Here is a 23,603-nt window from a genome sequence, read left to right as displayed (position 1 = left end):
GGCGTATGCGTCGGGTACGTCGGCGGCGTATGCGTCGGGTACGTCGGCGGCGTATGCGTCGGGTGCGTCGGCGGCGTATGCGTCGGGTGCGTCGGCGGCGTATGCGTGGGATGCGTCGGGTGACCCGGGTGACCCGGATGCGTGTGGGTCGGGTGCGTGGGGTGGCCCGGGTGGCCGGGGTGACCCGGATGCGTGGTGGTCGGCGGCGTGGAGGGCGGGCAGCTGGTGTCGCCGGTGCTCGGCGACGGCCAGCCGGAGTCGGAGTCGGACGGGCCGGCCGAAGGCCACCCGGTGTCGGAGTAGCCCCAGTCCTGGTTCCCGTCGTCCGCCAGGGCGGCGCCCGAGGCGGAGCTGGGAAGCAGCAGGCCGGCCGCGGCGATGACCGCCGCGCCGGCCACGGCAGTGACTGCCGCAACGGCTCGGAACGTCCCACGCTCGCGCGGCTCGGCGGGGGGCGGCTTCTGCTGGTGATCCATGGGGGCAGAAAACATCAAATACGACTCTTCATCTCGGCTGCCACGGAGGCGCGCCCGCAAGAATCCACCGGATGGCGACGCGGCCGCCCCGGGGTTGGCCGCCGTGCGGGTGGCCGCCGTGCGGCACCCGGGTGATCCGTGCCGGCACGGCCATCCGGTCATCCGTCAGGTCACCCGTCCGGTCACCGGGGTGACCTCGGACACCCGGGCCCGCCCGCCATCCGAAGTACAGTGGTCTGTTTCCCCGACGCGTTTTCCGACGTGTTCTCCGACCGCGGAGGTCCCTGCGTGTCCTGCCTGATCGTCCAGAGCGACAAGACCCTCCTGCTGGAGGTCGACCACGAGCAGGCGGACGCCTGCCGCCGTGCCATCGCCCCCTTCGCGGAGCTGGAGCGCGCCCCGGAGCACATCCACACCTACCGCCTGACCCCGCTCGGCCTGTGGAACGCGCGGGCGGCCGGCCACGACGCCGAGCAGGTGGTGGACGCGCTGGTGGAGTTCTCGCGCTATCCGGTGCCGCACGCGCTGCTCGTCGACGTCGCCGAGACGATGGACCGGTACGGGCGGCTGCGGCTGAGCAAGGACCCCGCACACGGTCTGGTGCTGACCAGCACCGACCGGCCGGTGCTGGAGGAGATCCTGCGGTCCAAGCGGGTCCAGCCGCTGGTGGGCGCGCGGATCGACGCGGACACCGTGGCCGTGCACCCCTCGGAGCGCGGGCAGATCAAGCAGGTGCTGCTGAAGCTGGGCTGGCCCGCGGAGGACCTCGCCGGGTACGTGGACGGCGAGGCGCACCCCATCGAGCTGGACGAGGAGGGCTGGGCGCTGCGGCCGTACCAGAAGCAGGCCGTGGAGGGCTTCTGGCACGGCGGCTCCGGTGTGGTGGTGCTGCCGTGCGGCGCGGGCAAGACGCTGGTCGGGGCGGGCGCGATGGCGCAGGCCAAGGCGACCACGCTGATCCTGGTGACGAACACCGTCTCGGCCCGGCAGTGGAAGCACGAGCTGGTCAAGCGGACCTCGCTGACCGAGGACGAGGTCGGCGAGTACAGCGGCACCCGCAAGGAGATCCGGCCGGTCACCATCGCCACCTACCAGGTGCTGACCACCAAGCGGAAGGGCGTGTATCCGCACCTGGAGCTGTTCGACTCGCGGGACTGGGGCCTGATCGTCTACGACGAGGTGCACCTGCTGCCCGCGCCGGTGTTCAAGTTCACCGCGGACCTCCAGGCACGGCGGCGGCTGGGGCTGACGGCGACGCTGGTGCGCGAGGACGGCCGCGAGTCGGACGTCTTCTCGCTGATCGGGCCGAAGCGGTTCGACGCGCCGTGGAAGGAGATCGAGGCGCAGGGCTACATCGCGCCGGCCGACTGCGTCGAGGTGCGGGTGAACCTGACCGACTCCGAGCGGCTGGCGTACGCGACCGCGGAGGCGGAGGAGAAGTACCGCTACTGCGCGACGACGGCGACCAAGCGCAGGGTCACCGAGGCGCTGGTGGCCAAGCACGCGGGGGAGCAGACGCTGGTCATCGGGCAGTACATCGACCAGCTGGACGAGCTGGGCGAGCATCTGGGCGCCCCGGTGATCAAGGGCGAGACGTCCAACGCGCAGCGCGAGAAGCTCTTCGAGGCGTTCCGGCAGGGCGAGATCTCGGTGCTGGTGGTGTCGAAGGTGGCGAACTTCTCGATCGACCTGCCGGAGGCGACCGTCGCCATCCAGGTGTCCGGCACGTTCGGTTCGCGGCAGGAGGAGGCGCAGCGGCTGGGCCGGGTGCTGCGGCCGAAGGCCGACGGGCACGAGGCCCGTTTCTACTCCGTGGTGGCCCGCGACACGATCGACCAGGACTTCGCGGCGCACCGCCAGCGGTTCCTGGCGGAGCAGGGGTACGCGTACCGGATCGTCGACGCCGACGACCTCTGAGCGGGCCTGAGCGGCGCGCCGTACGGCTCGGTGGCGCCGGGCTCAGTACCGCTTGCCGCCGCTGCCGAGCAGGACGACCTCGGCGGCGGTGACGGCGAAGACCTTGAGGGCGTGCAGTGCGTTGCCCACGAGGTGGCGGAGGTGCGCCGGGCCGCTGCCGAGGGCGGTCCCGCCGTGGACGGGTGGACCTGGGGGAATCGTCGTGGTTGCCATGTCTTCCACGCTACGGAATCAGCCGGGTGGACGACGTCGGACCAGGGGCGTAACTCTCACTCTGCGTGTCCGCCCACGGTCTGACGCCCGACCCCGACCCCGGTATCAGGGTCACCCCGAGGGCCGGTCGGTGGCGTGGGCTGCGAGGGAGCCGCGGGCGGGCGGGAAAACCGGTTCGCGGGGACGGGCGGGTGCGCGTAGGATCGCCGGTCTTGCCGCCTCCTGGACGCGTCGCCGTACGGGAGCGCCGCCGCCCGGACGGAAACCGGCCGGCCCTTCGGAACCACCATCCGTGCCGTTCACGTCACCCGGAGGCAACGCCGTGCCCACGCACGCCCCTGTCCAGGAACCGACGCCCGACCCGCTGCGGCGGGAGCGGGACCACCTGTCCTCCTCGCGGTCCGCGCTGCGGGCCATGCGCCACGACGTCGAGGCGCTGGACATCTCCGACGTCACGGGGAACTGGGTCAACGCCAAGGTGCTGGCCGCGCAGATCGACGACCGGATCAAGGCGCTGGCCGACCTCGCCGACACCCCGCTGTTCTTCGGCCGCCTCGACTACCAGCACGCGCCCGGCGGCGAGCTGGCCGAGGGCGCGGCCGGGGAGAGCTTCTACATCGGCCGCCGGCACGTCCACGACGCGCAGGGCGACCCGATGGTCATCGACTGGCGGGCGCCGGTCTCGCAGCCGTTCTACCGCGCCTCGCGCACCGAGCCGATGGACGTGGCGCTGCGCCGCCGGTTCGGCTACACCGGCGGCGAGCTGACCGCGTACGAGGACGAGCACCTGTCCGACCCGACCGAGACGGCCACCTCCAGCAGGCTGCTGCAGACCGAGATCGAGCGGCCGCGCGTCGGCCCGATGCGGGACATCGTCGCGACGATCCAGCCCGAGCAGGACGAGATCGTCCGTGCGGGCATCACCGGCACGGTCTGCGTGCAGGGCGCGCCGGGCACCGGGAAGACCGCGGTGGGGCTGCACCGGGTGGCGTACCTGCTGTACGCGCACCGGGACCGGCTGGCCCGCACCGGGACGCTGGTGATCGGGCCGAACGCGTCCTTCCTGCGGTACATCGAGCAGGTGCTGCCCGCGCTCGGCGAACTCCAGGTCAAGCAGGCCACGGTGGACGACCTGGTGGCGCATGTGCCGGTGCGCGGCGCGGACTCGGCGGAGGCCGCCGGGATCAAGGGCGACGCGCGGATGGCGGAGGTGCTGCGCAGGGCGGTGCGTTCGGGAATCACGATGCCCACCGAGCCGGTCGTGGTGGTGCGCGGCTCCCGGCGCTGGCGGGTGCCGGCCTACGAACTGCGGGAGATCGTCGAGGAGTTGGCGGCGCGGGAGATCCGGTACGGCGCCGCGCACGAGGCGCTGCCGCAGCGCATCGCGCACGCGGTGCTGGTCCAGATGGAGCGGGCGGGTGAGGCGCCGGACGACCGGGTGCAGGACGCGGTGGCCCGCAACTCGGCGGTGAAGGCGGCGGTCAGGGCCTGCTGGCCGCAGGTCGACCCGGCGAAGGTGGTGCTGCGGCTGCTGTCGGACCCGGAGTTCCTGGCGTCCTGCGCGGACGGGGTGCTGGACGCCGAGGAGCAGAAGCGGGTGCTGTGGGCGAAGCCGGCCCGCGGCCTGGCCTCCGCCCGCTGGAGCGCGGCCGACGCGGTGCTGGTGGACGAGGCGAACGACCTGGTGCGCAGGACGAGTTCGCTCGGCCATGTGGTGCTCGACGAGGCGCAGGACCTGTCGCCGATGCAGTACCGCGCGGTGGGCCGGCGCTGCTCGACGGGCTCGGCGACGATCCTCGGCGACCTCGCGCAGGGCACCACGCCGTGGGCGACCGGGTCGTGGGCGCAGGCGCTGGAGCACCTGGGGAAGGCGGGCGCGCGGGTGGAGGAGCTGACGCGGGGCTTCCGGGTGCCGCGCGAGGTCATCGCCTACGCGTCCAGGCTGCTGCCGTCGATCGCGCCGGACCTGGCGCCGGCGACCTCGGTCCGGGAGTCGGCGGGCGCGCTGTCGGTGCGGGCGGCGGACCCGGCCGGTCTGGACGACGCGGTCGTCGCGGCGTGCGTCGACGCGCTGGGCTTCGAGGGGTCGGTCGGGCTGATCGCGGCGGACGCGCGCGTCCCGGCGCTCGGCGAGGCGCTGGCCGCCGCGGGCCTGCCCTGGCTCTCCCCCGGCGAGGAGACCTCGGCGCAGGCCCGGCTGACGCTGGTCCCGGCGTCGCTGGCGAAGGGCCTGGAGTACGACTACGTGGTCCTCGACGACCCGGCCGCCATCGTCGCGGGCGAGCCGGACCCGCGTACCGGGCTGCGACGGCTGTACGTGTGCCTGACGCGTGCGGTCTCCGGCCTGGCGGTGCTGCACTCCTCCGAACTGCCCGACGCGCTCGGGTCGTTCGGCGGCGGGCCGACCCGCTGACGGCCGGTCGGCCCGCCCGGTCAGCCGACCGGGACCGGGGAGTCCAGGGCGTCGCGCCAGACCCGCACCGCGCGGACGTCGACCGGTCCGGCCCAGCCGGCCGGGCGGACCGCTCCGCCGACGTGGAAGGCGTCGAGGCCGGCCGCGCGCAGGGCGGGGACGTGGCCGAGCAGCAGGCCGCCGCCGACGAGGAGCCGCGGCTCGTACCCCGGCTCGCCCTCCCGCGCGGCCTCGGCGCACAGCGTGGGGATGCCCGCCGCGACGCCCTCGGCGGCGCCGGCGGTGAGGTAGGTGTCCAGGCCGGGCAGGCCGGCGAGCTGGAGCCGCAGCGCGTCGCGGTCGGCGGCGCGGTCGATCGCCCGGTGAAAGGTCCACCGGCAGCCGTCGAGCACGTCCACCAGCGCGTAGACCGCTTCGAGGTCGGCGTGCCCGCGGCCGTCGAGGAAGCCGAGCACGAACTCCTCCGCGCCCTCGGCGCGCAGCCCCTGCGCGGCGTCGCACAGCGCGTCGAGGTCGGCTGCGTCGCCGGCGCTGAAGCCGTCGGAGAGCCGCAGCATGACGCGCAGCGGGATGTGGACAGCGGCGCGGATCGCCGCGAAGGTGGCGCGCGGCGGGGTGAGCCCGTCCGAGGCCATGTCGGTGACCAGTTCGAGGCGGTCGGCGCCGCCTTCCTGGGCCGCAACGGCATCATCGGCGCCGAGGGCGATCACCTCGAATATTGGTCTAGACATATGAGCAAGGGTGCCACACGCGTCACTCGCGCGCGAGAGGGGTGGCGCACAATGGCCCGCATGCATTCCACGGACGCCGCCGCCCATCCCCGTTACGACGCCCTGCTCGCCGAGTGGTGCGATCTGCTGGTCCGTTGCCGGGTGCGGGCGGCCGATCCGGCCGGGCCCGATCAACCCGCGGAAGGCGGCGGCCCCGACCCCCGTCCGTACGGCGAGGAGCTGCTCGGCCGCTGGGCCGAGCCGCAGCGGCGCTACCACACGCTGGACCACCTGGTCGCTGTCCTCTCCCGGGCCACCGAGCTGACCGCGTACGCCGCCGACCCGGACACCGTCGCGCTGGCCGCGTGGTTCCACGACGTGGTCTACCGCCCGGACCGCAGCGAGAACGAGGAGCGCAGCGCCGCCCTGGCCGAGCGGGCGCTGCGCGAGGCCGGGGTCGGCGAGGCCCGCGTCGCCGAGGTCGCCCGGCTGGTGCGGCTGACCCTCACCCACGACCCGGCCGAGGGCGACCGCGACGGAGAGGTGCTGTGCGACGCCGACCTCGCGGTGCTGGCCGGCGACCCGGCCGAGTACGCCGCCTACGCGGCCGCCGTCCGCGAGGAGTACGGCTTCGTCCCGGACGAGGACTTCAGGGCCGGGCGCGCCGACATCCTGCGCCGGCTGCTGGCGCTCCCCCGCCTGTTCCGCACCCCCTACGGCCACGACCGCTGGGAGGACGTGGCCCGGCGCAACCTCGGCACGGAGCTGGAGCTGCTCGAAGCGTGAGCCGCGCCGGGCGCCGCCGGCCGCGGGCGAGGCCGGCGGCGCGCCCGGTCAGTGCTTGATGAGCGCGGCCAGGCGCCGCCACTCGGGGAGCGGGAGCGTGGTCGCGGTCGCGCCCTCGGTGACCGCCTGGAGGGCGACGTGGTCGGCGCCGGCGGCGAAGAACTCCTCCACCTTGCGCACCACCGCGTCCTCGTCGCCGAGCGCGTACACCGCGTCCAGCAGGCGGTCGCTGCCGCCGTCCGCCAGGTCGTCCTCGGTGAAGCCCGAACGCAGCAGGTTCGCGGTGTAGTTGGGCAGTGCGAGGTAGCGGGCCAGGTAGTCGCGCGCGGTGCCGCGGGCGCGCGCCAGGTCGCCGTCGAGCACGACCTTCAGCTCCGGCGCCAGCAGCGCGTCCCCGCCGAGCGCCGCGCGGGCCTGCGCGGTGTGCTCGGCGGTGACCAGGTACGGGTGCGCGCCGGCGCTGCGGTCGCGGGCCAGCTCCAGCATCTTCGGGCCGAGCGCGGCCAGCGCGCGGCCCTGAGCGGGCACCGGCTGCGGCGCGGCGTCCAGGCCGTCCAGGAAGTCGCGCATCGCGGAGTAGGGGCGGGCGTACTCCTCGGCGAGCGCGCTGTGGCTGACGCCGATGCCGAGCAGGAAGCGCCCGGGGTGGGCGGCTTCGACGGCGGCGCGCTGGGCGGCGACGTCGGCCGGCGTGTGCTCCCAGATGCTGAGGATGCCGGTCGCCACCGTGATGCCGGAGGTGGCCCGCAGGAGCCGCTCCGCGTGGCCGACCGACGGGCTGGCGCCGAGCCAGATCGCCCCGTAGCCGAGGGACTCCAGTTCTGCGGCGGCGTCGTCGTAGGCGGCGGTGTACGCGGCGCCGTCGCCTGCCAGGGCGTTGGTCCACGCGCTGCTCCACACACCGATCCTGCCGAAACGGTCGCGCTGTGCCATGAGTGCTCTCTCCTCTGTACGGGCCCTCGGACGGGGGCCTCGGTACGGGCGAAGATCCGCCTGCGGTGGGTGCAACCACGGCGGCCCCGGTTTCCTGCCCGGTCCCGGCCAAGCGGTCCGGCCCGCCGCGACCACGGGGGCGCGGGGGCGCGGGGGGCGTCAGGCCGGGCCGGGGTGCTTGCGGCGGCGCAGGCCGGCCGCGGTGAGCCGGCGGACCAGTTCCCTGCTCCCGACCTCTATCGCGCCGAGCCTGACCGCGTCGGCGTACCGGGCGGCCGGGATGTCGTAGTGGTCGCGTTCGAAGGCGCGCGGCGGGGCGCCCAACCGGGCGGCGAAGGCGTGCAGTTCGGCGTAGGAGCTGTCGCTGACCAGGTGCGACCAGTGGCGGCCGTGGCCGGGCCAGGTCGGCGGGTCGATGTAGACCGGCACGCGGGCCTCACGCTCCCAGCGAGCCGACCGGGGCGACGGCCTCGCCGCGCGCCTCGCACACCCAGTGCGGGTCCTCGCCCAACTCCGGCTCGACGGCCAGGGCGTGCGGGTCCTCGCAGTACGGGCAGAGCGGCCAGCGGCCGCGGGTCTCCAGCAGGGCGTCCTGGACGTCCTGGGCGACCAGCCCGGGGACGAAGCCCGCGCCGTCCGGCCACTGCCCGAGCCACCAGCGGCGGCTGCTCACCGCGTCCTCCAGCACGGAGACGACGTCCGGTCCTGCCACGTCGCGCGCGGCGAGGTCGGCCAGCACCAGCGCGCGGGCGCCGTGCAGCACCGCTTCGAGCGCGTCGCCGGCCGCCCCGCCGCCGGGCTGCTCGCCGCCGGGTTCCGGGGCGCCGTGCGTCTCACTGTTCATGCCGCCATTGTCGCAAGGCGGCGGCCTTGACGGTGGCCACCGCCTGAAAATACCTTTCACCAGGTGACCTATAGCGTGAAGGAAACTTTCTCCCCGAGTGCCCGCGCCCTCCGCGGCGTGCCCGGCGCGCCCGTCCTCCCCGTCACGCCCCCCGACCCGGGGGCCCTCGCCGCCAAGGTCCGCACCCTCGCCCCCTCGATGACCCGCTCGATGCAGCGGGTCGCCGAGGCGGTCGCGAGCGACCCGGCCGGCTGCTCCCACCTCACCGTCACCGCCCTCGCAGTGCGCACCGGCACCAGCGAGGCGACCGTCGTCCGCACCGCCCGGCTGCTGGGCTACCCCGGCTACCGCGACCTGCGGCTCGCGCTCGCCGCGCTCGCCGCGCAGCAGGCCACCGGCGCTCCCCCCGCGGTCACCGCCGACATCGCCGTCGACGACCCGCTGGGCGACGTGGTGGCCAAGCTCGCCGTCGAGGAGCAGCAGACCCTCGCCGACACCGCGGCCCAGCTCGACACCGTGCAGCTGGAGGCGGCGGTCAGCGCCCTGGCCGCGGCCCGCCGCACCGACGTCTACGGGATCGCGGCGTCGGGCCTGGTCGCCCAGGACCTGGCGCAGAAGCTGCTGCGGATCGGGCTGATCGCGCACGCCCACGCCGACCCGCACCTGGCCGTCACCAACGCGGTGCAGCTGCGGCCCGGCGACGTCGCGCTGGCCATCACCCACTCCGGCAGCACCCACGACGTGATCGAGCCGCTGCGGGCGGCCTTCGACCGCGGCGCGACCACCATCGCGATCACCGGCCGCGCGGACGGCGCGGTCACCCAGTACGCCGACGTGGTGCTCACCACGGCCAGCTCGCGGGAGAGCGAGCTGCGTCCCGCGGCCATGTCGAGCAGGACCAGCCAGCTGCTCGTGGTGGACTGCCTGTTCATAGGCGTCGCGCAGCGCACCTACGAGTCCGCGGCGCCCGCGCTGTCCGCCTCGTACGAGGCGCTCGCGCACCGGCACACCCCGCGGGCGGGCCGCAGCTGACCCGTACGGCCGCCGCCCGCGGCACCCGTACGGTCCCCCGCCCGCACCCACCCGCGCCATCCCCCCACCAGCGCACCTGACCCATGCGAGAAGGATGAACGAGCCGCATATGACCCAGTACACCGAGCTGCGCCGCGAGTTGGAGACGCTGACCACCGAGGCGGTCCGGCCCGAGTTCGCCGAGATCGACCGCAGGTCGACCCTGGAGATCGCGCGGATCATGAACGGCGAGGACCTCACGGTGCCGTCCGCCGTGGCCGGCGCGCTGCCCGCGATCGCGGCGGCCATCGACGGCGTCGCGGCCCGTATGACCCGCGGCGGCCGCCTCGTCTACGCGGGGGCGGGCACCGCCGGGCGACTGGGCGTGCTCGACGCGAGCGAGTGCCCGCCGACGTTCAACACCTCGCCGGGACGCGAGGTGGTGGGCCTGATCGCGGGCGGCCCCGAGGCGATGGTCACCTCGGTCGAGGGCGCCGAGGACAGCAGCGAGCTGGCCGGCGCGGACCTGGCCGCGCTGGGGCTCGGCCCCGCCGACAGCGTGGTCGGCATCTCGGCGTCGGGGAGGACGCCGTACGCGGTCGGCGCGGTGGAGTACGCCCGCAGCGTGGGGGCGCTGACCATCGGCCTGTCGTGCAACGCCGGCTCGCCGCTGGGCGCGGCCGCCGACCACCCGATCGAGGTGGTGGTGGGGCCCGAGCTGGTCTCCGGGTCCACCCGGCTGAAGGCGGGCACCGCGCAGAAGCTGGTGCTCAACATGCTCTCGACGATCACCATGATCCGGCTCGGCAAGACCTACGGGAACCTGATGGTCGACGTCCGCGCCTCCAACGAGAAGCTGCGGGCGCGCTCGCGGCGGATCGTGGCGCTCGCCACCGGCGCGGGCGACGCGGCGATCGAGGCGGCGCTGACCGCCACCGACGGCGAGGTGAAGCCGGCGATCCTGACGCTGCTCGCGCACGTGGACGCGTCCACCGCCGAGCGGCTGCTCAGCGAGTCCAAGGGCCACCTGCGCGCCGCCCTGGAGGCGGCGCACGCCTGAGCGCACCACCCGGCGCAGGGTGCGCGACAAGGCGCCGCCCCCTCCGATGCGGAGGGGGCGGCGCCTTGTCGCGTGCGGCTTCGATCCCGGGGGGATCAGAAGTCCATGTCGCCACCCGGCATGCCGCCCGGAGCGGCCGCGGCGGCCTTCTCCGGCTTGTCGGCGATGACGGCCTCGGTGGTGAGGAAGAGCGCGGCGATGGACGCGGCGTTCTGCAGCGCGGAGCGGGTGACCTTCGCCGGGTCGATGATGCCCTCGGCGATCATGTCGACGTACTCGCCGGTCGCGGCGTTGAGGCCGTGGCCGACCGGAAGGTTGCGCACCTTCTCGACGATGACGCCGCCCTCGAGGCCGCCGTTGACGGCGATCTGCTTGAGCGGGGCCTCCAGCGCGAGCTTGACGGCGTTGGCGCCGGTCGCCTCGTCGCCTTCCAGCTCCAGCTTCTCGAACACCGCGGTGGCCTGCAGCAGGGCCACGCCGCCGCCGGCGACGATGCCCTCCTCGACGGCCGCCTTGGCGTTGCGCACCGCGTCCTCGATGCGGTGCTTGCGCTCCTTCAGCTCGACCTCGGTCGCGGCGCCGGCCTTGATGACGGCCACGCCGCCGGCCAGCTTCGCCAGGCGCTCCTGGAGCTTCTCGCGGTCGTAGTCCGAGTCGCTGTTCTCGATCTCGGCGCGGATCTGGTTGACCCGGCCGGCGACCTGGTCGCTGTCGCCGGAGCCGTCGACGATGGTCGTCTCGTCCTTGCTGATGACGACGGTGCGGGCGCGGCCGAGCAGGTCGAGGCCCGCGTTCTCCAGCTTGAGGCCGACCTCCTCGGAGATGACCGTGCCGCCGGTGAGGATGGCGATGTCGCCCAGCATGGCCTTGCGGCGGTCGCCGAAGCCCGGGGCCTTGACGGCGACGGACTTGAAGGTGCCGCGGATCTTGTTGACCACCAGGGTCGACAGGGCCTCGCCCTCGACGTCCTCGGCGATGATCAGCAGCGGCTTGCCGGACTGCATGACCTTCTCCAGCAGCGGGAGCAGGTCCTTCACCGCGGAGATCTTGGAGTTGACGATCAGGATGTACGGGTCGTCGAGCGACGCCTCCATACGCTCCAGGTCGGTGGCGAAGTAGGCGGAGATGAAGCCCTTGTCGAAGCGCATGCCCTCGGTGAGCTCGAGCTCGAGCCCGAAGGTCTGCGACTCCTCGACGGTGATGACGCCTTCCTTGCCGACCTTGTCCATCGCCTCGGCGATCAGCTCGCCGATCTGGGTGTCAGCGGCGGAGATGGAGGCGGTGGAGGCGATCTGCTCCTTGGTCTCCACGTCCTTGGCCTGCTCCAGCAGGGCGGCGGAGACGGCCTCGACGGCCTTCTCGATGCCGCGCTTGAGGGCCATCGGGTTGGCGCCCGCCGCCACGTTGCGCAGGCCCTCCTTGACCAGCGCCTGGGCGAGGACGGTCGCGGTCGTCGTGCCGTCACCGGCGACGTCGTCCGTCTTCTTCGCGACCTCCTTGACCAGCTCGGCGCCGATCTTCTCGTACGGGTCCTCGAGCTCGATCTCCTTGGCGATGGACACGCCGTCGTTGGTGATCGTGGGGGCGCCCCACTTCTTCTCCAGAACGACGTTCCGGCCCTTGGGGCCGAGAGTGACCTTGACGGCGTCGGCGAGCTGGTTCATACCGCGCTCGAGACCGCGCCGCGCCTCCTCGTCGAACGCGATGATCTTGGCCATGTGAAGTGGTCCTCCCGGGACGGAAATTACTGCTGAGGACCGCGCAGTGCCCGCGACGGACGGCCGGCCGGGCACCGGATCGGTCCGGCGTCCGACGGGCCTCACGACCCGGTCCAAGGTGGCACTCTCGCACGGAGAGTGCCAACGCCAATGATTAGCACTCACCCCCTTCGAGTGCAAGCGCCTCGGGGTGCCGGCGGCGCCGGGAGCGAGGTGGGAAGCGGGCGCGGACGGGGGCGGGCGCGGACGCACGGAGGGCCCGCACCCTCAAGGGGTGCGGGCCCTCCGGCGTGAAGCGCCGCGTCGATGGCCGAACGCGCCGGGATGCTCAGCCGGCCAGTCGGACCATGTCCGCCTGCGGCCCCTTCTGACCCTGCGAGATCTCGAACTCGACTCGCTGGCCTTCCTCCAGGGTGCGGTATCCGTCCATCTGTATCGCGCTGTAGTGGACGAAGACATCCGCACCACCGTCGACCGCGATGAAGCCGTAGCCCTTCTCCGCGTTGAACCACTTGACGGTGCCCTGAGCCATTCCTAACTCCCCTATTGCTGGCCCTATCGCGGCCCCGCACTTCGCGGGCCCGGGTCAGACCTCACCCGACCGAGTGCCCCTTACCGATGATCGGATGGGGGCCCTGGGGGGCGTGCGCCGGAACGCGTCGACCGCGGCTGAATGTATCTGCACGGATGCCCAGTGCAACAGGTCAATCGGACGAGAATTCCTGAGGCGACCCATCGGAAATACCCCGAGAAAAATCGATAATGCGGGGCATCTCGGGCCGGACATAAGGGATGAAAGGGAAATAACGTTCGTGAATTTGGCGATAAATCGTCGCACCTGCCGAACCTCCCGCGGCGGCGACCGACCTGCCTCGGGCAACTGTACAAGGTTTCAACCAAACCCGATCATGGGGGTGCCCCGCCCACCCTCGGGGTGGACGGGGCACCGACCGGGTCAGCGGCGATCAGCCGCCCGCGACCGCCGGAATGATCGAGACGCTGGCGCCGTCGGGCACCGCGGTGGCGAGTCCCTCGGAAAAGCGGACGTCGTCGTCGTTGACATAAACGTTCACGAAACGCCGGAGCTTTCCGGAATCGTCCAGAACGCGCGCCGAAATGCCCGCGTGATTCTTCTCCAGCGACGCGATCACCTCGGCCAGGGTGCCGCCGTCGGCCGGCACCTCGGCCAGGCCGCCGGTGTAGGTGCGCAGGATCGTGGGAATACGTACGGAAGCACTCATGCGAGGCCTGCCTCTCGGAACGCGTCAAGGGTGGGGCGGATGGTGGCGGTCGGCCCGGTGGTGGGAGCCACCGCGTCCAGGGTCTTCAGGCCGTCGCCGGTGTTGAGCACGACGGTCTCGGCGGCCGGGTCGAGCTGCCCGGACTCGATGAGCTTCTTCAGCACGCCGACGGTCACCCCGCCCGCGGTCTCCGCGAAGATGCCCTCGGTGCGGGCCAGCAGCTTGATCGCGTCCACGATCTGCTCGTCGTCGACGTCCTCGACCGCTCCGCCGGTGCGCCGCGCGATGTCCAGGACGTACGGGCCGTCCGCCGGGTTGCCGATCGCCAGCGACTTGGCGATGGTGTCGGGCTTCACCGGGCGGACCACGTCGTGACCGGCCTTGAACGCCGCGGAGACCGGCGAGCAGCCCTCCGCCTGGGCGCCGTAGATGCGGTAGGGCTTCTCCTCGACCAGGCCGAGCTTGATCAGCTCCTGCAGCCCCTTGTCGATCTTGGTGAGCTGGGACCCGGAGGCGATCGGGATCACCAGGTTGTCCGGCAGCCGCCAGCCGAGCTGCTCGGCGATCTCGTAGGCCAGCGTCTTGGAGCCCTCGCCGTAGTACGGGCGCAGGTTGACGTTGACGAAGCCCCAGCCCTCGCCGATCGGGTCGCCGATCAGCTCGGAGCAGAAGCGGTTCACCGCGTCGTAGTTGCCCTCGATGCCGACCAGCTCGCCGCCGTACACCGCGGCCATGACGACCTTGCCGGCCTCCAGGTCGTGCGGGATGAACACGCAGGACCGGAAGCCCGCGCGGGCCGCGGCCGCGCCCACCGCGCCGGCCAGGTTGCCGGTGGAGGAGCAGGACAGCGTGGTCAGGCCGAAGGTGCGGGCGGCCTCCAGCGCGATGGCCACGACGCGGTCCTTGAAGGAGTGCGTCGGGTTGCCGGAGTCGTCCTTGACGTACAGGCCGCCGGTGATGCCCAGCTCGCGGGCGAGGTTGTCGGCCTTGACGAGCTTGGTCCAGCCCGGGTTCAGGTTCGGCTGGTCGGCGACGTTCGCGGGGACCGGGAGCAGCGGGGCGTACCGCCAGATGTTCGCCGGGCCGGCCTCGATCCGCTCGCGCAGGCCCTCCGGGTCGCCGAGCGGCAGGTCGTAGGCCACCTCAAGGGGGCCGAAACACTCCTGGCAGGCGAAGATCGCACTGAGCGGGAAGCGGGTGCCGCACTCGCGGCAGGAGAGCGCCGCGGCGGGTCCGAACGCCGCGGAGGCGACAGCGGCGTGATCGACGGTTTGCGCAGCCATGATGGCGAGGCCCTTTCTCCTCATCTTCCTCACGCCGCAGGTCGCGTCGCGAGACGGAATTGGCACCTTCCCCACCGTGTGACCTCGCGGTCGGCGGGAGGGTTGCCGGGGCTTCAACGGGCCGTTCCCTCTGCCCCTCTGGATGAGCGGTATGCAGTTGTCGGCATACGACCCCCGGCATGCGGTCGCCGTACGCGTTGTTCAAGACTGTAACCGACAAGCCGGACGGCCGAGGATGCGGTCCGTACCGCGAGACGGCCTCCGGGCGCCCCACCGGGCGCCCGAAACGCCGCATCGACCAGGGAGAAGAACGACACGTGCTCGATGAGGTGGAGCGCTGGCTGGAGCGCAGGTCGTGGTCGGCCGCGGACCGTCCGCTCGACCTGCTGCTGGCCGCGAAGCGTGCCGCGGGCGAGCGCGGCACGGTCAGCGTGGTGCTGCCCGCGCTCGACGAGGAGGCCACCGTCGGGGCGATCGCGGCGACCATCCGCCGCGACCTGATGAGCGCCGAGATGCCGCTGGTCGACGAGCTGGTCGTGGTCGACTCCGGGTCCCGCGACGGCACGGCCGCGGCGGCCGCCGCCGCGGGCGCCACGGTGGTGCGCCGCGACGACATCCTGCCGCGGCTGCCCGCCGCGCCCGGCAAGGGCGAGGTGCTGTGGCGCTCGCTGCTCGTCACCCGGGGGGAGATCGTCTGCTTCGTCGACGCGGACCTGCGCGAGTTCGACTCGCGGTTCGTCTCCGGCATCGTCGGGCCGCTGCTCACCGAGCCGTCGGTGCAGCTGGTCAAGGCGATGTACGACCGGCCGCTGGAGACCGGCGCGGACGTGGTGCCGGCCGGCGGCGGCCGGGTCACCGAGCTGGTGGCGCGGCCGCTGCTGAACCTGCACTGGCCGCGGCTCGCGGGGTTCGTGCAGCCGCTCGGCGGGGAGTACGCGGCGCGCCGCTCGCTGCTGGAGCGGCTGCCGTTCCCGGTCGGGTACGGGGTCGAGCTGGGCATGCTCGTCGACGCGCTGGGCCTGGTCGGCCTGGAGGCGCTCGCCCAGGTGGACGTCGGCGTGCGGCACCACCGGCACCAGGACGGGCAGGCGCTGGGGCGGATGGCCGCCGCCATCTACCGCACGGCGCAGCTCAGGCTGGCGCGGGGGCATCTGGTGCGGCCGCGCCTCACCCAGTTCGACCGGGCCGGGTCGGAGTTCGTCCCCACCACCCACCCCGTCGACACGGACGAGCGCCCTCCGATGCGCGACGTCCCGGAATACCGCTCCCGCCCCGCGGCCTGACCGCTGCGCTGGGCTTTCAGCCCGGGGCCTTTCAGGGGCGCGGGGAACTGCGCGACCAGCCACCACGACGGCTGCACCTCGCCACCGGCCCGAGGGGGCAACTCCCGTCGCCGACCGGACCACCGACCGGCGGCCGCTTGCCCGCGCAGTTCCCCGCGCCCCTGGTGCGGCGCAACCCCCACCGCGATCCGGGCGCAGCCCGGAGACGGGGCGCGGGCCCGGCGCGGTCCGGGCGCGGGCCGGGGAGGGGGCGCGGGCCCGGCGCGGGCCGGGGAGGGGGCGCGGCTCGGCGTGAGGGGGCGGGAGGTTTGAGGGGGGGCCCGAAGGGCTAGGCACACGGCATGGAGGCATCGCAACGCGCCGCCCGGATTCTGGTGGCCTCGAACCGCGGCCCGGTTTCGTACACGAAGACCGCAGACGGAGGGCTGACCAGCAGAAGAGGCGGCGGCGGCCTCGTCTCGGGCCTGAGCGCGATCGGCCCGGACGCGGACGCCCTGTGGGTGTGCGCCGCGCTCTCCGAGGGCGACCGGGAGGCCGTGCGGCAGGGCGTCGGCGAGCCCGGCTCGCACATGATCGCCGTGCCGCCCGAGGTCTTCGCCGCGGCCTACAACGGCATCGCCAACTCCACGCTGTGGTTCGTGCACCACATGCTGTACCAGACCCCGCTGGAACCCGTCTTCGACGAGTCGTTCGAGTCCGAGTGGGCCGCGTACGAGGAGTACAACGCGGCCTTCGCCCAGGCCCTCGCGGACGACGCGGCCGAGGGCGCCGCCGTGCTGGTGCAGGACTACCACCTGACGCTCGTCCCCGCGCTGCTCCGCGAACTCCGCCCCGACCTGCGGATCGGCCACTTCTCGCACACCCCGTGGGCCCCGCCGGACTACTTCCGGCTGCTCCCGGACGACGTGGCGCGGCGCGTGCTGACCGGCGTCCTCGGCGCGGACCGCGCCGCCTTCCTGACCCGGCGCTGGGCGGACGCCTTCGCCGCGTGCTGCGTGGACGTGCTGGGCGCGACGCTGTCCGAGGACGGGCAGGCCGTGACGTACCAGGGCCGCACCACCCGGCTGGGCGTGCACGGCCTCGGCGCGGACGCGGACTTCCTGCGCGAGCGCGCGCACCGCGACGACGTGGCGGAGCGGATCACCGCGCTGCGCGCCGAGACCGGCCCCGGCCGGCGGCTGATCGTCCGGGTGGACAGGACCGAGCTGTCGAAGAACATCGTGCGCGGCCTGCACGCCTACCGCCGGCTGCTGCGCGTGCACCCGGGCTGGCGCGAGCGCGTCGTGCACGTCGCCTTCGCCTACCCCTCGCGCCAGGACCTGGCCCTGTACCGGGACTACACCGCCGAGGTGGCCAGGCTCGCCGAGGAGATCAACGACGAGTTCGGCACCGCCGACTGGCAGCCGGTGCTGCTCAGGATGGACGACGACTTCGCCCGCTCGCTGGCCGCCTACCGGCTGGCCGACGTGGCCCTGGTCAACCCGATCCGCGACGGCATGAACCTCGTCGCCAAGGAGGTCCCGGTCGTCTCCGACAACGGCGTCGCCCTGGTGCTGAGCCGGGAGGCCGGCGCGTATGAGGAGATGGCGGCCGACGCGCTCACCGTCAACCCGTACGACATCCGGGCCACCGCGGAGGCGCTCAACGCCGCGCTGACCATGCCGGAGGCCGAACGCGCCGACCGGACCAAGCGCCTCGCCGACGCCGCCACCGCGCTGCCGCCGTCGAAGTGGTTCCTGGACCAGCTCGACGCGCTGGGCGGCTAGCCCGCCCTCAGCGCCTCCCGCTCAGTCCGAGCCGGAGCCGTCCCGCCATGGCCGTACGCGCGAGGTAGGGCTCGACGGCCTCCGCCGGGGCCACGCGGGCGAGCGGGGCCAGCCCGACCAGGACGGCGGTCGGCCCGCCCGCCCGGACGAACGCCGCCCACCGCTCCCCCACCGCCACCCGCATCAGGTGCTCGCAGCCGTCCAGCCGGACCACCGCGTGCTCCGGGCCGGCCGCGGTCACCCGCTCGCCGATGTCCGGCAGCCGCCGTGACGGCGGCGCCAACCGCAGCGCGCGGGCGAGGAGTTCACCGGCCGCCGGGTCCGGGTGCACCAGCAGCAGGAAGGCCACCGGCCCGAACCCGGTCCGGTCGAGCCACGACCACGCGGCCGTCGCGTCGATCACCGGCACGCTCGTCATCGCAGCTCCACCCACACCTGCTTGCCGCTCGCGGTCGGCGTCGCACCCCACCGGTACGCGGTGGCCGCGATCAGATGCAGGCCGCGCCCGCGCTCGGCGGTCCAGTCCGGCGCGGGTGCCTTCACCGGCAGCACGGGCGAGCGGTCGCCGACCGCCACGCGGACGATTCCGCCCGGCAGCCGGTCGAGCGTCAGCTCGCATTCGGGCGAGCCCGCGTGCCGGTGCACGTTGGTCAGGATCTCGGTCACGCACAGTGCGGCCGCCTCCGCGAGGTCGGCGCGACCCCAGGCGCGTAACTGCTCCCGCACGCTCCGGCGCACGCCGGTGAGGTTCGCCGGGTCGGCGGACAACCGCTGCACGATCGTCCCGGGTGGAGATTTCAAGGTCATGCTCCCCACGGTCCCGTCGTGTGATTACCGTGACCAGGGATGACATGACCCCCCATCAGGTGGGCCGCCGCGTCAAGGGCTTGTGCACGCCGTGTGTTTCCGTGTGTCTCGGGGAGGGGCGCCTGTGTCCGCGAAGAACGAAGGCTCGGCCAGCATGCGGATGTTCGGCGCGGTGGTCCGCGCCTTGCGCGAGGCACGCGGCGTCACGACGAAGGACCTCGCGGACGCCGTGGGCTACTCCCAGTCGCTGATCATCAAGGTGGAGCGCGGCGAACGCATGCCGCCACCGGATTTCGTCACCCGCGCCGAGCCGCTGATCGGCGGCGGCGAGGTGATGACGCGGGCCGCCGCCCACCTGGAGCGCGGCGAGTTCCCCTCGTGGTTCGAGCCGTACGCGGACCTTGAGAGGTCCGCGGTCACGCTCTACAAGTACGACAACTTTGTGATCAACGGCCTTCTGCAGACCGAGCAGTACGCGAGAACTCTGTTGAGCGACAGCGCCGCAATGCTGGAGCCCGATGACGTTGAGCGTCGCGTGCAGGCTCGCCTGGCGCGCCAGGCACTGCACACTCGCGCTCCTCTCGCTCAACTCGGCTTCCTAGTTGAGGAGTCGGTGCTCAGCCGACCGGTTGGCGGTAAAGACGTGCAGCGAGCGCAACTCAACCGGCTGCTGGAGGTGGGCCAGCTGCGCAACATCGCAATCCAGGTCGTTCCCCTGACAGATGAGGCTCACCCGGGCTTCAACGGCCCCATGACGCTGCTGGAGACGACAGAACGCAAGCAGCTCGCATACTTGGAAGTCCAGGCTCGTAGCTTCCTCGTCGACGAGCGAGACGAGGTCAGTTCACTCCATCAGCAATATGCGATGATCCGAGCGCAGGCTCTCAGCGCGAGGGAGTCCGCGCAGTTGATCGCAAAGATTGCGGGAGAGCTATGAGCGCCGAACTCATCTGGTTCAAGAGCAGCTACAGCGGCACCAACGGCGGGGACTGCGTCGAAGTTGCCCTGGACTGGCGGAAGTCCAGCTACAGCGGGAGCGGTGGCGGCGAGTGCGTCGAGGTCGCGGCGTGCCCCGACACCGTGCACGTACGGGACTCCAAGGACCCCGAGGGCCCGGCCCTCCGCTTCGCCGCCGACGCGTGGACCGCGTTCCTGGCGTATGCCGCCGACGCGGCGGTCTGACGGGGCTTACAGCAGGTGCGGCGCGCGTTCGCGTACCGCGTCGAGCAGTTGGCGTCGTGACGGGTTGACCAGGGCGTGGCCGGCGACGGACACCGTCGGCACCGTCTCGTTCCCGTCGGCCACCGAGCGGACGAAGGCCGCAGCGTCCTGGTCCCGCCAGATGTTGCGCCTGGTGTAGCGCAGCCTGCTGAACAGCAGGCCGAGCCGCAGGTTCATGCAGTACGGGCAGCCGGGCCGCCAGTACATGACGACGCCGTCGTCCTTCTCCGCCATGGCCGCTCCCTCGCCTCGGTCGGCGTCCCGCCTCCCGTCCCACCCTACGGGTGGTCCGGTGGGGTCACACCAGGTCGAGTGCGGGCTCCTGAGCGGCGTCCTCGGACTCCGGCTGGTCCGGAGCGCCGGCCGGGGCGGCGGCACGCAGCGCCGCCTCGACACGGCGGTTGCTGGTCATGGACGCCGTGACGGCCGTCATCGCCAGGAGGAGGCCGCCGGCCGCGTAGAGCGGGGTGCGGATGTCGTAGGCGGTGGCGAGCCAGCCGCCGAGGAAGGCCCCGACGGGGGCGGCGCACATGCCCAGCATGCGGGAGGTGGAGGCGACCCGGCCCATGAGGTGGGCCGGGACGATCGCCTGCCGGAGGGAGGGCGCGAGCACCATCGTGGCGCCCATGCCGGCCCCGCAGACGGCGAGCGCCAGCCCGGCCAGGTACGGGTTCGGGGCCGCGGCGAGGCCCAGGACGGCGAGCCCTTCGAGGGCGGCCGTGCAGGTCAGCGCGGTGCCGGTGCCGAGTCGCCGGCCGAGGGGGGAGGCGATGCCCGCGCCGAGCAGACCGCCGGTGGCCTCCGCCGTGAGGAGCAGGCCGAAGCCGTAGGTGTCGATGCCGAGGCGGTCGTGCGCGAAGAGGGCGAGGACGGTCTCCACGGCGAGGAAGGCGATGTTCCCGACCGCCGGGCGGAGCGCGAGCCCGAGCAGCACGCGGTCCCGGAAGACGTAGGAGGCTCCGGCGCGCGCCTGCCGCAGCAGCGAGTCGTGGGCCTCGGGCGCGGGGCGGGGCATGGCGGGCAGCGTCCGCACGAGCAGGGCGGAGAGCGCGAACGACACCGCGTCGGCGAGCAGCGGAACCGCCCGTCCGAGCGCGAGCAGCGCACTGCCCGCGGGTGGCCCCACGAAGCCGGACGCGGCGGTCTGGGCGCCGCGCAGGCGGGAGTTGGCGCGCTCCAGGAGCGCGGGGTCGCGGTGGAGCAGGTCCGGCAGGAAGGCGGTGGCCGCGGTGTCGAAGAAGAGCCCGCCGACGCCGAGCAGGAAGGCGACGGCCGCGAGCAGCGGGACGCTCAGCACGTCGAGTGCGGCTGCCGCCGCCGGTATCGCGAGCAGCACGGCACGCGCCGCGTCCGCGACCCACATCGTGCGGCGGCGGTCCCAGCGGTCCACCAGCGCGCCGCCGAGCACCCCGAAGAGCAGCCACGGCAGCGTCCCCGCGGCGGTGACGACGGCGAGCGCCATCGGATCGCGGGTCAGCGTCAACGCGATCAGCGGCAGCGCGGCCTGGGTCACCCCGTCGCCGAGCGAGGACACCGTCTGCGCGGTCCACAGCCGTCCGAACCCGGCCGGCAGCTTCTTCGTGATGTCCGAGGTCACTTGGTGCCTCCTTCGACCTGGCGGCGCGGCGCCGGGTGGAACAGCGCGAAGACGAGTGACGTGTCCGGCAGCGACGGATCGGACAGCTTCCGGTACTCGTCCGCGAGTTCCTCCAGTCGCGCCCCCAGCTCCGCGAACTGCTCGTCGGTGAGCCGCAGATGCGCCATCCGCACATGCCGCTCGGCGTCCGCCGACGACGCCTCCAGGTCGGCGACCGCATGGCGCATCAGCACGTCCGGCCCGCCCTCGCCCGGGTCGGGCAGCGCGATCGACCGGGCGGCCATGGCGTAGTACCGCTCGGTGACGCCCCGGACCTTCCGCGTCCGCACCACCTTCACCAGGCCGGCCCGCTCCAGCAGCCGCACGTGGTAGCTGGAACTCCCCTTCGCGAGGCCCACCCGCTCGGCGATCTGGGTGATCGTGGCCGGCTCGAAGCGGAGGACGGCCATGATCCGGTGCCGGGTGAGGTTGGAGACGGCGCGCAACTGCTCGTCCGTCGTGACGTGAAACGTCTCGGGAAGATCGTCGGTAGGCATGCGGCCAATGGTCAACGATTCTTGACCATTGCGCAAGGGGTTTCGTGCGGACCTCCGGATTCCGCTCTCCGTCACCGGTGCGAGCTGCGGCCCCGGCGGCGCGCGGCGGCCGCGATCAGGGCCGCGCCGGCGGCGTTGAAGAGCGCGGCGATGCCGGCGAAGAGGCCCGCCCGGGACGACGACAGGGTGTGCGCGAGGCTGCCCGTCCCGGTCGGCGAGGGCGTGCCGGTGCCGATCACCGGCGCGGGTGAGCGGCCGCACGTGGAGGCTGACGTGCCGTCCACCGGGCTCGGCCAGCCGGCCGGCAGGGTGTACCGCTCACCGGCGTACGCCTGCGGCGTCGCCGCGTCGTCGGTGAGGGCGACGGCGAACGGGCTGGGGGCACGGCGGGTCCTCCCCGGGAGCGGGAGCGGGCGATGGTGCGCTGCCCGTCTTCCCCGGCCCGTCCGCCGGCCGCCGGTCTGGTCACTCCAGGGCGTCCGCCAGCGCGTTGAGGACCGCGACGACGCCCTCGGGGCCCGGCACCGTCAGATCGGCCCGGGAGGTCAGCTCCTTCGGGGACTCCGTGGTGCCCGCGCTCGCCACCAGCAGGCCGGGCAGGCCCTGTTCGCGCAGCTCCACGACCGCGTCGAAGGCCGCGATGTCGCCGAGGTCGTCGCCGCAGTAGAGGACCGCGCCCGCGTCGACCTCCCGCAGGTACGAGGCGAGGGCGACGCCCTTGTCCATGCCGGCCGGCCGCAGCTCCAGCACGTAGCGGCCCGGTTCGACCATCAGGCCGTGCCGGTCGGCGAGTTCGCGCAGCGGCCCGCGCAGCGCCTCGAACGCCGCGTCGGGGTCCTCGGTGCGGCGGGTGTGCACGGCGACCGCGCGGCCGCCCTTGTCCTCGATCCAGGTGCCGGACCAGGAGCCGATCCGGTCCAGGAAGCCGGGCAGTTCGGCGCGCACCGCGGTCACCCCGGGGTGCGCGCCGGGGGTGCGGACCTCGCCGCTGCGGGCGTCCCAGCGCTCGGCGCCGTAGTGGCCGAGGACCACGAGGTGTTCCAGGCCGCGGACCCCGGCGAAGCCGCCGTAGCGGACGGCCACGCCCGCGGGCCGGCCGGTGACGACCGCGAGCGCGGCCAGCCGCGGCGCGAGCCGCGCCAGCGCCGGGACCGCGCCGGGGTGGGCGCGGGCGCGTTCGGGGTCGGGGACGATGGGGGCGAGGGTGCCGTCGAAGTCGAGGGCGACGACCGCGCGCTCAGGGTGCGCGACCAGGGCCGCGAGCGCTTCCTTCCCCTCGGGCGTATGGGGCGTCAGGATGTCGGCGGAGGCCATGCCCCCGACCCTACCCGTCCCGGCACCCCCCACACCGGGCGTTCACCCCGGTAGGGATCGCGCCGAAGGGCCCGCCGGTGTCGAAAGGGAGACACGCGCAGGGAGTGAGGAACGAACGGCTGAGCATGTCGGGCGTCGACACCGGGCTCAAGGGCCCGGAGGCGAGAGCCCGGCGGAGAAATCAGCGGGACGCGCGGTGCTGGGCGCGGGCGGCTCGCAGCCGGTTGACGGTGACCGGGTCGTGGCGCAGCGCCCGTGGGTCGTCCAGCAGGGCGTTGAGCTGCTGGAAGTAGGCGGTGGGCGAGATGCCGAGGCGCTCGCGGACGGCCCGCTCGCGCGGCCCGGGTCCGGTCCAGGTGCGGGCGGCGATCTCCAGCACCGCCCGATCCCGTGCGGACAGCTCTCCCTCGCCGGCCGTCTCCGGTTCGCTCACGCCCGCACCTCCCCCGCCCAGGCCACCGCACCAGGCTACGT

Annotated in this window: 26 protein-coding genes and 1 riboswitch; of the genes, 9 read left to right on the top strand and 17 right to left on the bottom strand. The window is 73.5% G+C overall.

The genetic code is table 11. The features are described 5' to 3' along the window. The first annotated feature begins 764 nt into the window (after positions 1-764). A complete protein-coding gene (locus V2S66_RS33295; protein WP_330800669.1) occupies positions 765-2,393 on the top strand; it encodes a DNA repair helicase XPB in 1,629 nt (542 codons plus the stop codon). 42 nt (positions 2,394-2,435) lie between these two features. Here V2S66_RS33295 and V2S66_RS33290 read toward each other — a convergent pair whose 3' ends face one another. Next, positions 2,436-2,606: a hypothetical protein gene (locus V2S66_RS33290; RefSeq protein ID WP_330800666.1), complete on the bottom strand. Its 171-nt coding sequence runs from the start codon at positions 2,604-2,606 to the stop codon at positions 2,436-2,438. Positions 2,607-2,928: 322 nt separating this feature from the next. Here V2S66_RS33290 and V2S66_RS33285 point away from each other — a divergent pair, with 322 nt between their 5' ends. Next, a complete protein-coding gene (locus V2S66_RS33285; protein ID WP_330800665.1) occupies positions 2,929-5,019 on the top strand; it encodes a HelD family protein in 2,091 nt (696 codons plus the stop codon). Positions 5,020-5,039: 20 nt separating this feature from the next. On the opposite strand, the gene V2S66_RS33280 is transcribed toward V2S66_RS33285, so the two are convergent. Then, positions 5,040-5,750 (bottom strand): copper homeostasis protein CutC, encoded by a 711-nt coding sequence (locus tag V2S66_RS33280; protein WP_330800663.1) that lies wholly within the window; start codon positions 5,748-5,750, stop codon positions 5,040-5,042. A gap of 60 nt (positions 5,751-5,810) precedes the next feature. Here V2S66_RS33280 and V2S66_RS33275 point away from each other — a divergent pair, with 60 nt between their 5' ends. Further along, positions 5,811-6,515 (top strand): HD domain-containing protein, encoded by a 705-nt coding sequence (locus V2S66_RS33275; RefSeq protein WP_330800661.1) that lies wholly within the window; start codon positions 5,811-5,813, stop codon positions 6,513-6,515. 48 nt (positions 6,516-6,563) lie between these two features. Here the strand turns inward: V2S66_RS33275 and V2S66_RS33270 are convergent, their stop codons facing one another. From V2S66_RS33270 to V2S66_RS33260, 3 genes are all read right to left on the bottom strand, one after another. Further along, entirely contained in the window at positions 6,564-7,448 is an 885-nt protein-coding gene (locus V2S66_RS33270; RefSeq protein WP_330800660.1) for an LLM class F420-dependent oxidoreductase, read from the bottom strand. Positions 7,449-7,607: 159 nt separating this feature from the next. After that, positions 7,608-7,877: a DUF4031 domain-containing protein gene (locus V2S66_RS33265; RefSeq protein WP_330800658.1), complete on the bottom strand. Its 270-nt coding sequence runs from the start codon at positions 7,875-7,877 to the stop codon at positions 7,608-7,610. A 7-nt stretch (positions 7,878-7,884) separates the two neighbouring features. Further along, positions 7,885-8,292, bottom strand: a complete 408-nt coding sequence (locus V2S66_RS33260; RefSeq protein WP_330800655.1) for a hypothetical protein — start codon at positions 8,290-8,292, stop codon at positions 7,885-7,887. 63 nt (positions 8,293-8,355) lie between these two features. On the opposite strand from V2S66_RS33260, the gene V2S66_RS33255 reads away from it, so the two are divergent. Both V2S66_RS33255 and murQ read left to right on the top strand, forming a co-directional pair. After that, the gene (locus tag V2S66_RS33255) at positions 8,356-9,324 is read left to right on the top strand and encodes a MurR/RpiR family transcriptional regulator (RefSeq protein ID WP_413966540.1); all 969 of its coding nucleotides are present in this window, start codon (positions 8,356-8,358) and stop codon (positions 9,322-9,324) included. Positions 9,325-9,433: 109 nt separating this feature from the next. Next, positions 9,434-10,363, top strand: a complete 930-nt coding sequence (gene murQ, locus V2S66_RS33250; protein ID WP_330800653.1) for an N-acetylmuramic acid 6-phosphate etherase — start codon at positions 9,434-9,436, stop codon at positions 10,361-10,363. 95 nt (positions 10,364-10,458) lie between these two features. Here the strand turns inward: murQ and groL are convergent, their stop codons facing one another. The 4 genes from groL to thrC all read right to left on the bottom strand — a co-directional run bounded on the left by groL (position 10,459) and on the right by thrC (position 14,605). Beyond that, positions 10,459-12,081: a chaperonin GroEL gene (gene groL / locus V2S66_RS33245; protein WP_330800651.1), complete on the bottom strand. Its 1,623-nt coding sequence runs from the start codon at positions 12,079-12,081 to the stop codon at positions 10,459-10,461. A gap of 328 nt (positions 12,082-12,409) precedes the next feature. Further along, entirely contained in the window at positions 12,410-12,613 is a 204-nt protein-coding gene (locus V2S66_RS33240; RefSeq protein WP_009339379.1) for a cold-shock protein, read from the bottom strand. Between the two features lie 433 nt (positions 12,614-13,046). Beyond that, entirely contained in the window at positions 13,047-13,322 is a 276-nt protein-coding gene (locus V2S66_RS33235) for a MoaD/ThiS family protein (RefSeq protein WP_330800632.1), read from the bottom strand. Then, the gene (gene thrC / locus V2S66_RS33230; protein ID WP_330800630.1) at positions 13,319-14,605 is read right to left on the bottom strand and encodes a threonine synthase; all 1,287 of its coding nucleotides are present in this window, start codon (positions 14,603-14,605) and stop codon (positions 13,319-13,321) included. Before thrC ends, V2S66_RS33235 begins: the two co-directional genes overlap by 4 nt. Before the next feature lie 17 nt (positions 14,606-14,622). Continuing rightward, a riboswitch (SAM riboswitch) is annotated at positions 14,623-14,754 on the bottom strand. 168 nt (positions 14,755-14,922) lie between these two features. Between thrC and V2S66_RS33225 the strand changes: the two genes are divergently transcribed. Together V2S66_RS33225 and V2S66_RS33220 are read left to right on the top strand one after the other, a co-directional pair. Continuing rightward, a complete protein-coding gene (locus V2S66_RS33225) occupies positions 14,923-15,888 on the top strand; it encodes a glucosyl-3-phosphoglycerate synthase (protein ID WP_330800628.1) in 966 nt (321 codons plus the stop codon). 341 nt (positions 15,889-16,229) lie between these two features. Further along, complete coding sequence (locus V2S66_RS33220) at positions 16,230-17,654, top strand: alpha,alpha-trehalose-phosphate synthase (UDP-forming) (RefSeq protein WP_330800626.1); 1,425 nt, start codon at positions 16,230-16,232, stop codon at positions 17,652-17,654. A 7-nt stretch (positions 17,655-17,661) separates the two neighbouring features. Here the strand turns inward: V2S66_RS33220 and V2S66_RS33215 are convergent, their stop codons facing one another. Both V2S66_RS33215 and V2S66_RS33210 read right to left on the bottom strand, forming a co-directional pair. Then, complete coding sequence (locus V2S66_RS33215; RefSeq protein ID WP_330800624.1) at positions 17,662-18,072, bottom strand: hypothetical protein; 411 nt, start codon at positions 18,070-18,072, stop codon at positions 17,662-17,664. After that, positions 18,069-18,461 (bottom strand): ATP-binding protein, encoded by a 393-nt coding sequence (locus V2S66_RS33210; RefSeq protein ID WP_330800622.1) that lies wholly within the window; start codon positions 18,459-18,461, stop codon positions 18,069-18,071. The genes V2S66_RS33215 and V2S66_RS33210 overlap by 4 nt, the downstream gene beginning before the upstream one ends. Before the next feature lie 124 nt (positions 18,462-18,585). Between V2S66_RS33210 and V2S66_RS33205 the strand changes: the two genes are divergently transcribed. Then, positions 18,586-19,398 carry a helix-turn-helix domain-containing protein gene (locus V2S66_RS33205; RefSeq protein WP_330800620.1) on the top strand — a complete coding sequence of 271 codons (813 nt, stop codon included), beginning with the start codon at positions 18,586-18,588 and terminating at the stop codon, positions 19,396-19,398. After that, entirely contained in the window at positions 19,395-19,643 is a 249-nt protein-coding gene (locus V2S66_RS33200) for a DUF397 domain-containing protein (protein ID WP_330800618.1), read from the top strand. Before V2S66_RS33205 ends, V2S66_RS33200 begins: the two co-directional genes overlap by 4 nt. Positions 19,644-19,649: 6 nt before the next feature. On the opposite strand, the gene V2S66_RS33195 is transcribed toward V2S66_RS33200, so the two are convergent. The 6 genes from V2S66_RS33195 to V2S66_RS33170 all read right to left on the bottom strand — a co-directional run bounded on the left by V2S66_RS33195 (position 19,650) and on the right by V2S66_RS33170 (position 23,562). After that, the gene (locus V2S66_RS33195; protein ID WP_330800615.1) at positions 19,650-19,916 is read right to left on the bottom strand and encodes a glutaredoxin domain-containing protein; all 267 of its coding nucleotides are present in this window, start codon (positions 19,914-19,916) and stop codon (positions 19,650-19,652) included. Between the two features lie 64 nt (positions 19,917-19,980). Then, positions 19,981-21,255: an MFS transporter gene (locus V2S66_RS33190; protein ID WP_413966541.1), complete on the bottom strand. Its 1,275-nt coding sequence runs from the start codon at positions 21,253-21,255 to the stop codon at positions 19,981-19,983. 20 nt (positions 21,256-21,275) lie between these two features. Beyond that, entirely contained in the window at positions 21,276-21,815 is a 540-nt protein-coding gene (locus tag V2S66_RS33185) for an ArsR/SmtB family transcription factor (protein ID WP_330800611.1), read from the bottom strand. 71 nt (positions 21,816-21,886) lie between these two features. Then, on the bottom strand, positions 21,887-22,054 hold the full coding sequence (locus tag V2S66_RS33180) for a hypothetical protein (RefSeq protein WP_330800609.1): 168 nt from the start codon (positions 22,052-22,054) through the stop codon (positions 21,887-21,889). 226 nt (positions 22,055-22,280) lie between these two features. Further along, positions 22,281-23,129: a trehalose-phosphatase gene (gene otsB / locus V2S66_RS33175; protein WP_330800607.1), complete on the bottom strand. Its 849-nt coding sequence runs from the start codon at positions 23,127-23,129 to the stop codon at positions 22,281-22,283. 181 nt (positions 23,130-23,310) lie between these two features. After that, positions 23,311-23,562, bottom strand: a complete 252-nt coding sequence (locus V2S66_RS33170; RefSeq protein WP_330800606.1) for a DUF3263 domain-containing protein — start codon at positions 23,560-23,562, stop codon at positions 23,311-23,313. Positions 23,563-23,603: the final 41 nt, after the last annotated feature.

Source organism: Actinacidiphila polyblastidii, from assembly GCF_036353415.1.
Taxonomy (GTDB): Bacteria; Actinomycetota; Actinomycetes; order Streptomycetales; family Streptomycetaceae; genus Actinacidiphila; species Actinacidiphila polyblastidii.
The sequence above is the reverse complement of the archived record's forward strand: the minus strand, read 5'-3'. Positions and strand labels throughout refer to the sequence as shown.

Bases quoted from the DNA above. Each gene is read 5' to 3' on its own strand.
- V2S66_RS33290 (WP_330800666.1), bottom strand. From the start codon at position 2,606: ATGGCAACCACGACGATTCCCCCAGGTCCACCCGTCCACGGCGGGACC.
- V2S66_RS33280 (WP_330800663.1), bottom strand. From the start codon at position 5,750: ATGTCTAGACCAATATTCGAGGTGATCGCCCTCGGCGCCGATGATGCC.
- V2S66_RS33275 (WP_330800661.1), top strand. From the start codon at position 5,811: ATGCATTCCACGGACGCCGCCGCCCATCCCCGTTACGACGCCCTGCTC.
- V2S66_RS33270 (WP_330800660.1), bottom strand. From the start codon at position 7,448: ATGGCACAGCGCGACCGTTTCGGCAGGATCGGTGTGTGGAGCAGCGCG.
- V2S66_RS33260 (WP_330800655.1), bottom strand. From the start codon at position 8,292: ATGAACAGTGAGACGCACGGCGCCCCGGAACCCGGCGGCGAGCAGCCC.
- murQ (WP_330800653.1), top strand. From the start codon at position 9,434: ATGACCCAGTACACCGAGCTGCGCCGCGAGTTGGAGACGCTGACCACC.
- groL (WP_330800651.1), bottom strand. From the start codon at position 12,081: ATGGCCAAGATCATCGCGTTCGACGAGGAGGCGCGGCGCGGTCTCGAG.
- V2S66_RS33240 (WP_009339379.1), bottom strand. From the start codon at position 12,613: ATGGCTCAGGGCACCGTCAAGTGGTTCAACGCGGAGAAGGGCTACGGC.
- V2S66_RS33235 (WP_330800632.1), bottom strand. From the start codon at position 13,322: ATGAGTGCTTCCGTACGTATTCCCACGATCCTGCGCACCTACACCGGC.
- thrC (WP_330800630.1), bottom strand. From the start codon at position 14,605: ATGGCTGCGCAAACCGTCGATCACGCCGCTGTCGCCTCCGCGGCGTTC.
- V2S66_RS33220 (WP_330800626.1), top strand. From the start codon at position 16,230: ATGGAGGCATCGCAACGCGCCGCCCGGATTCTGGTGGCCTCGAACCGC.
- V2S66_RS33215 (WP_330800624.1), bottom strand. From the start codon at position 18,072: ATGACGAGCGTGCCGGTGATCGACGCGACGGCCGCGTGGTCGTGGCTC.
- V2S66_RS33210 (WP_330800622.1), bottom strand. From the start codon at position 18,461: ATGACCTTGAAATCTCCACCCGGGACGATCGTGCAGCGGTTGTCCGCC.
- V2S66_RS33200 (WP_330800618.1), top strand. From the start codon at position 19,395: ATGAGCGCCGAACTCATCTGGTTCAAGAGCAGCTACAGCGGCACCAAC.
- V2S66_RS33195 (WP_330800615.1), bottom strand. From the start codon at position 19,916: ATGGCGGAGAAGGACGACGGCGTCGTCATGTACTGGCGGCCCGGCTGC.
- V2S66_RS33185 (WP_330800611.1), bottom strand. From the start codon at position 21,815: ATGCCTACCGACGATCTTCCCGAGACGTTTCACGTCACGACGGACGAG.
- otsB (WP_330800607.1), bottom strand. From the start codon at position 23,129: ATGGCCTCCGCCGACATCCTGACGCCCCATACGCCCGAGGGGAAGGAA.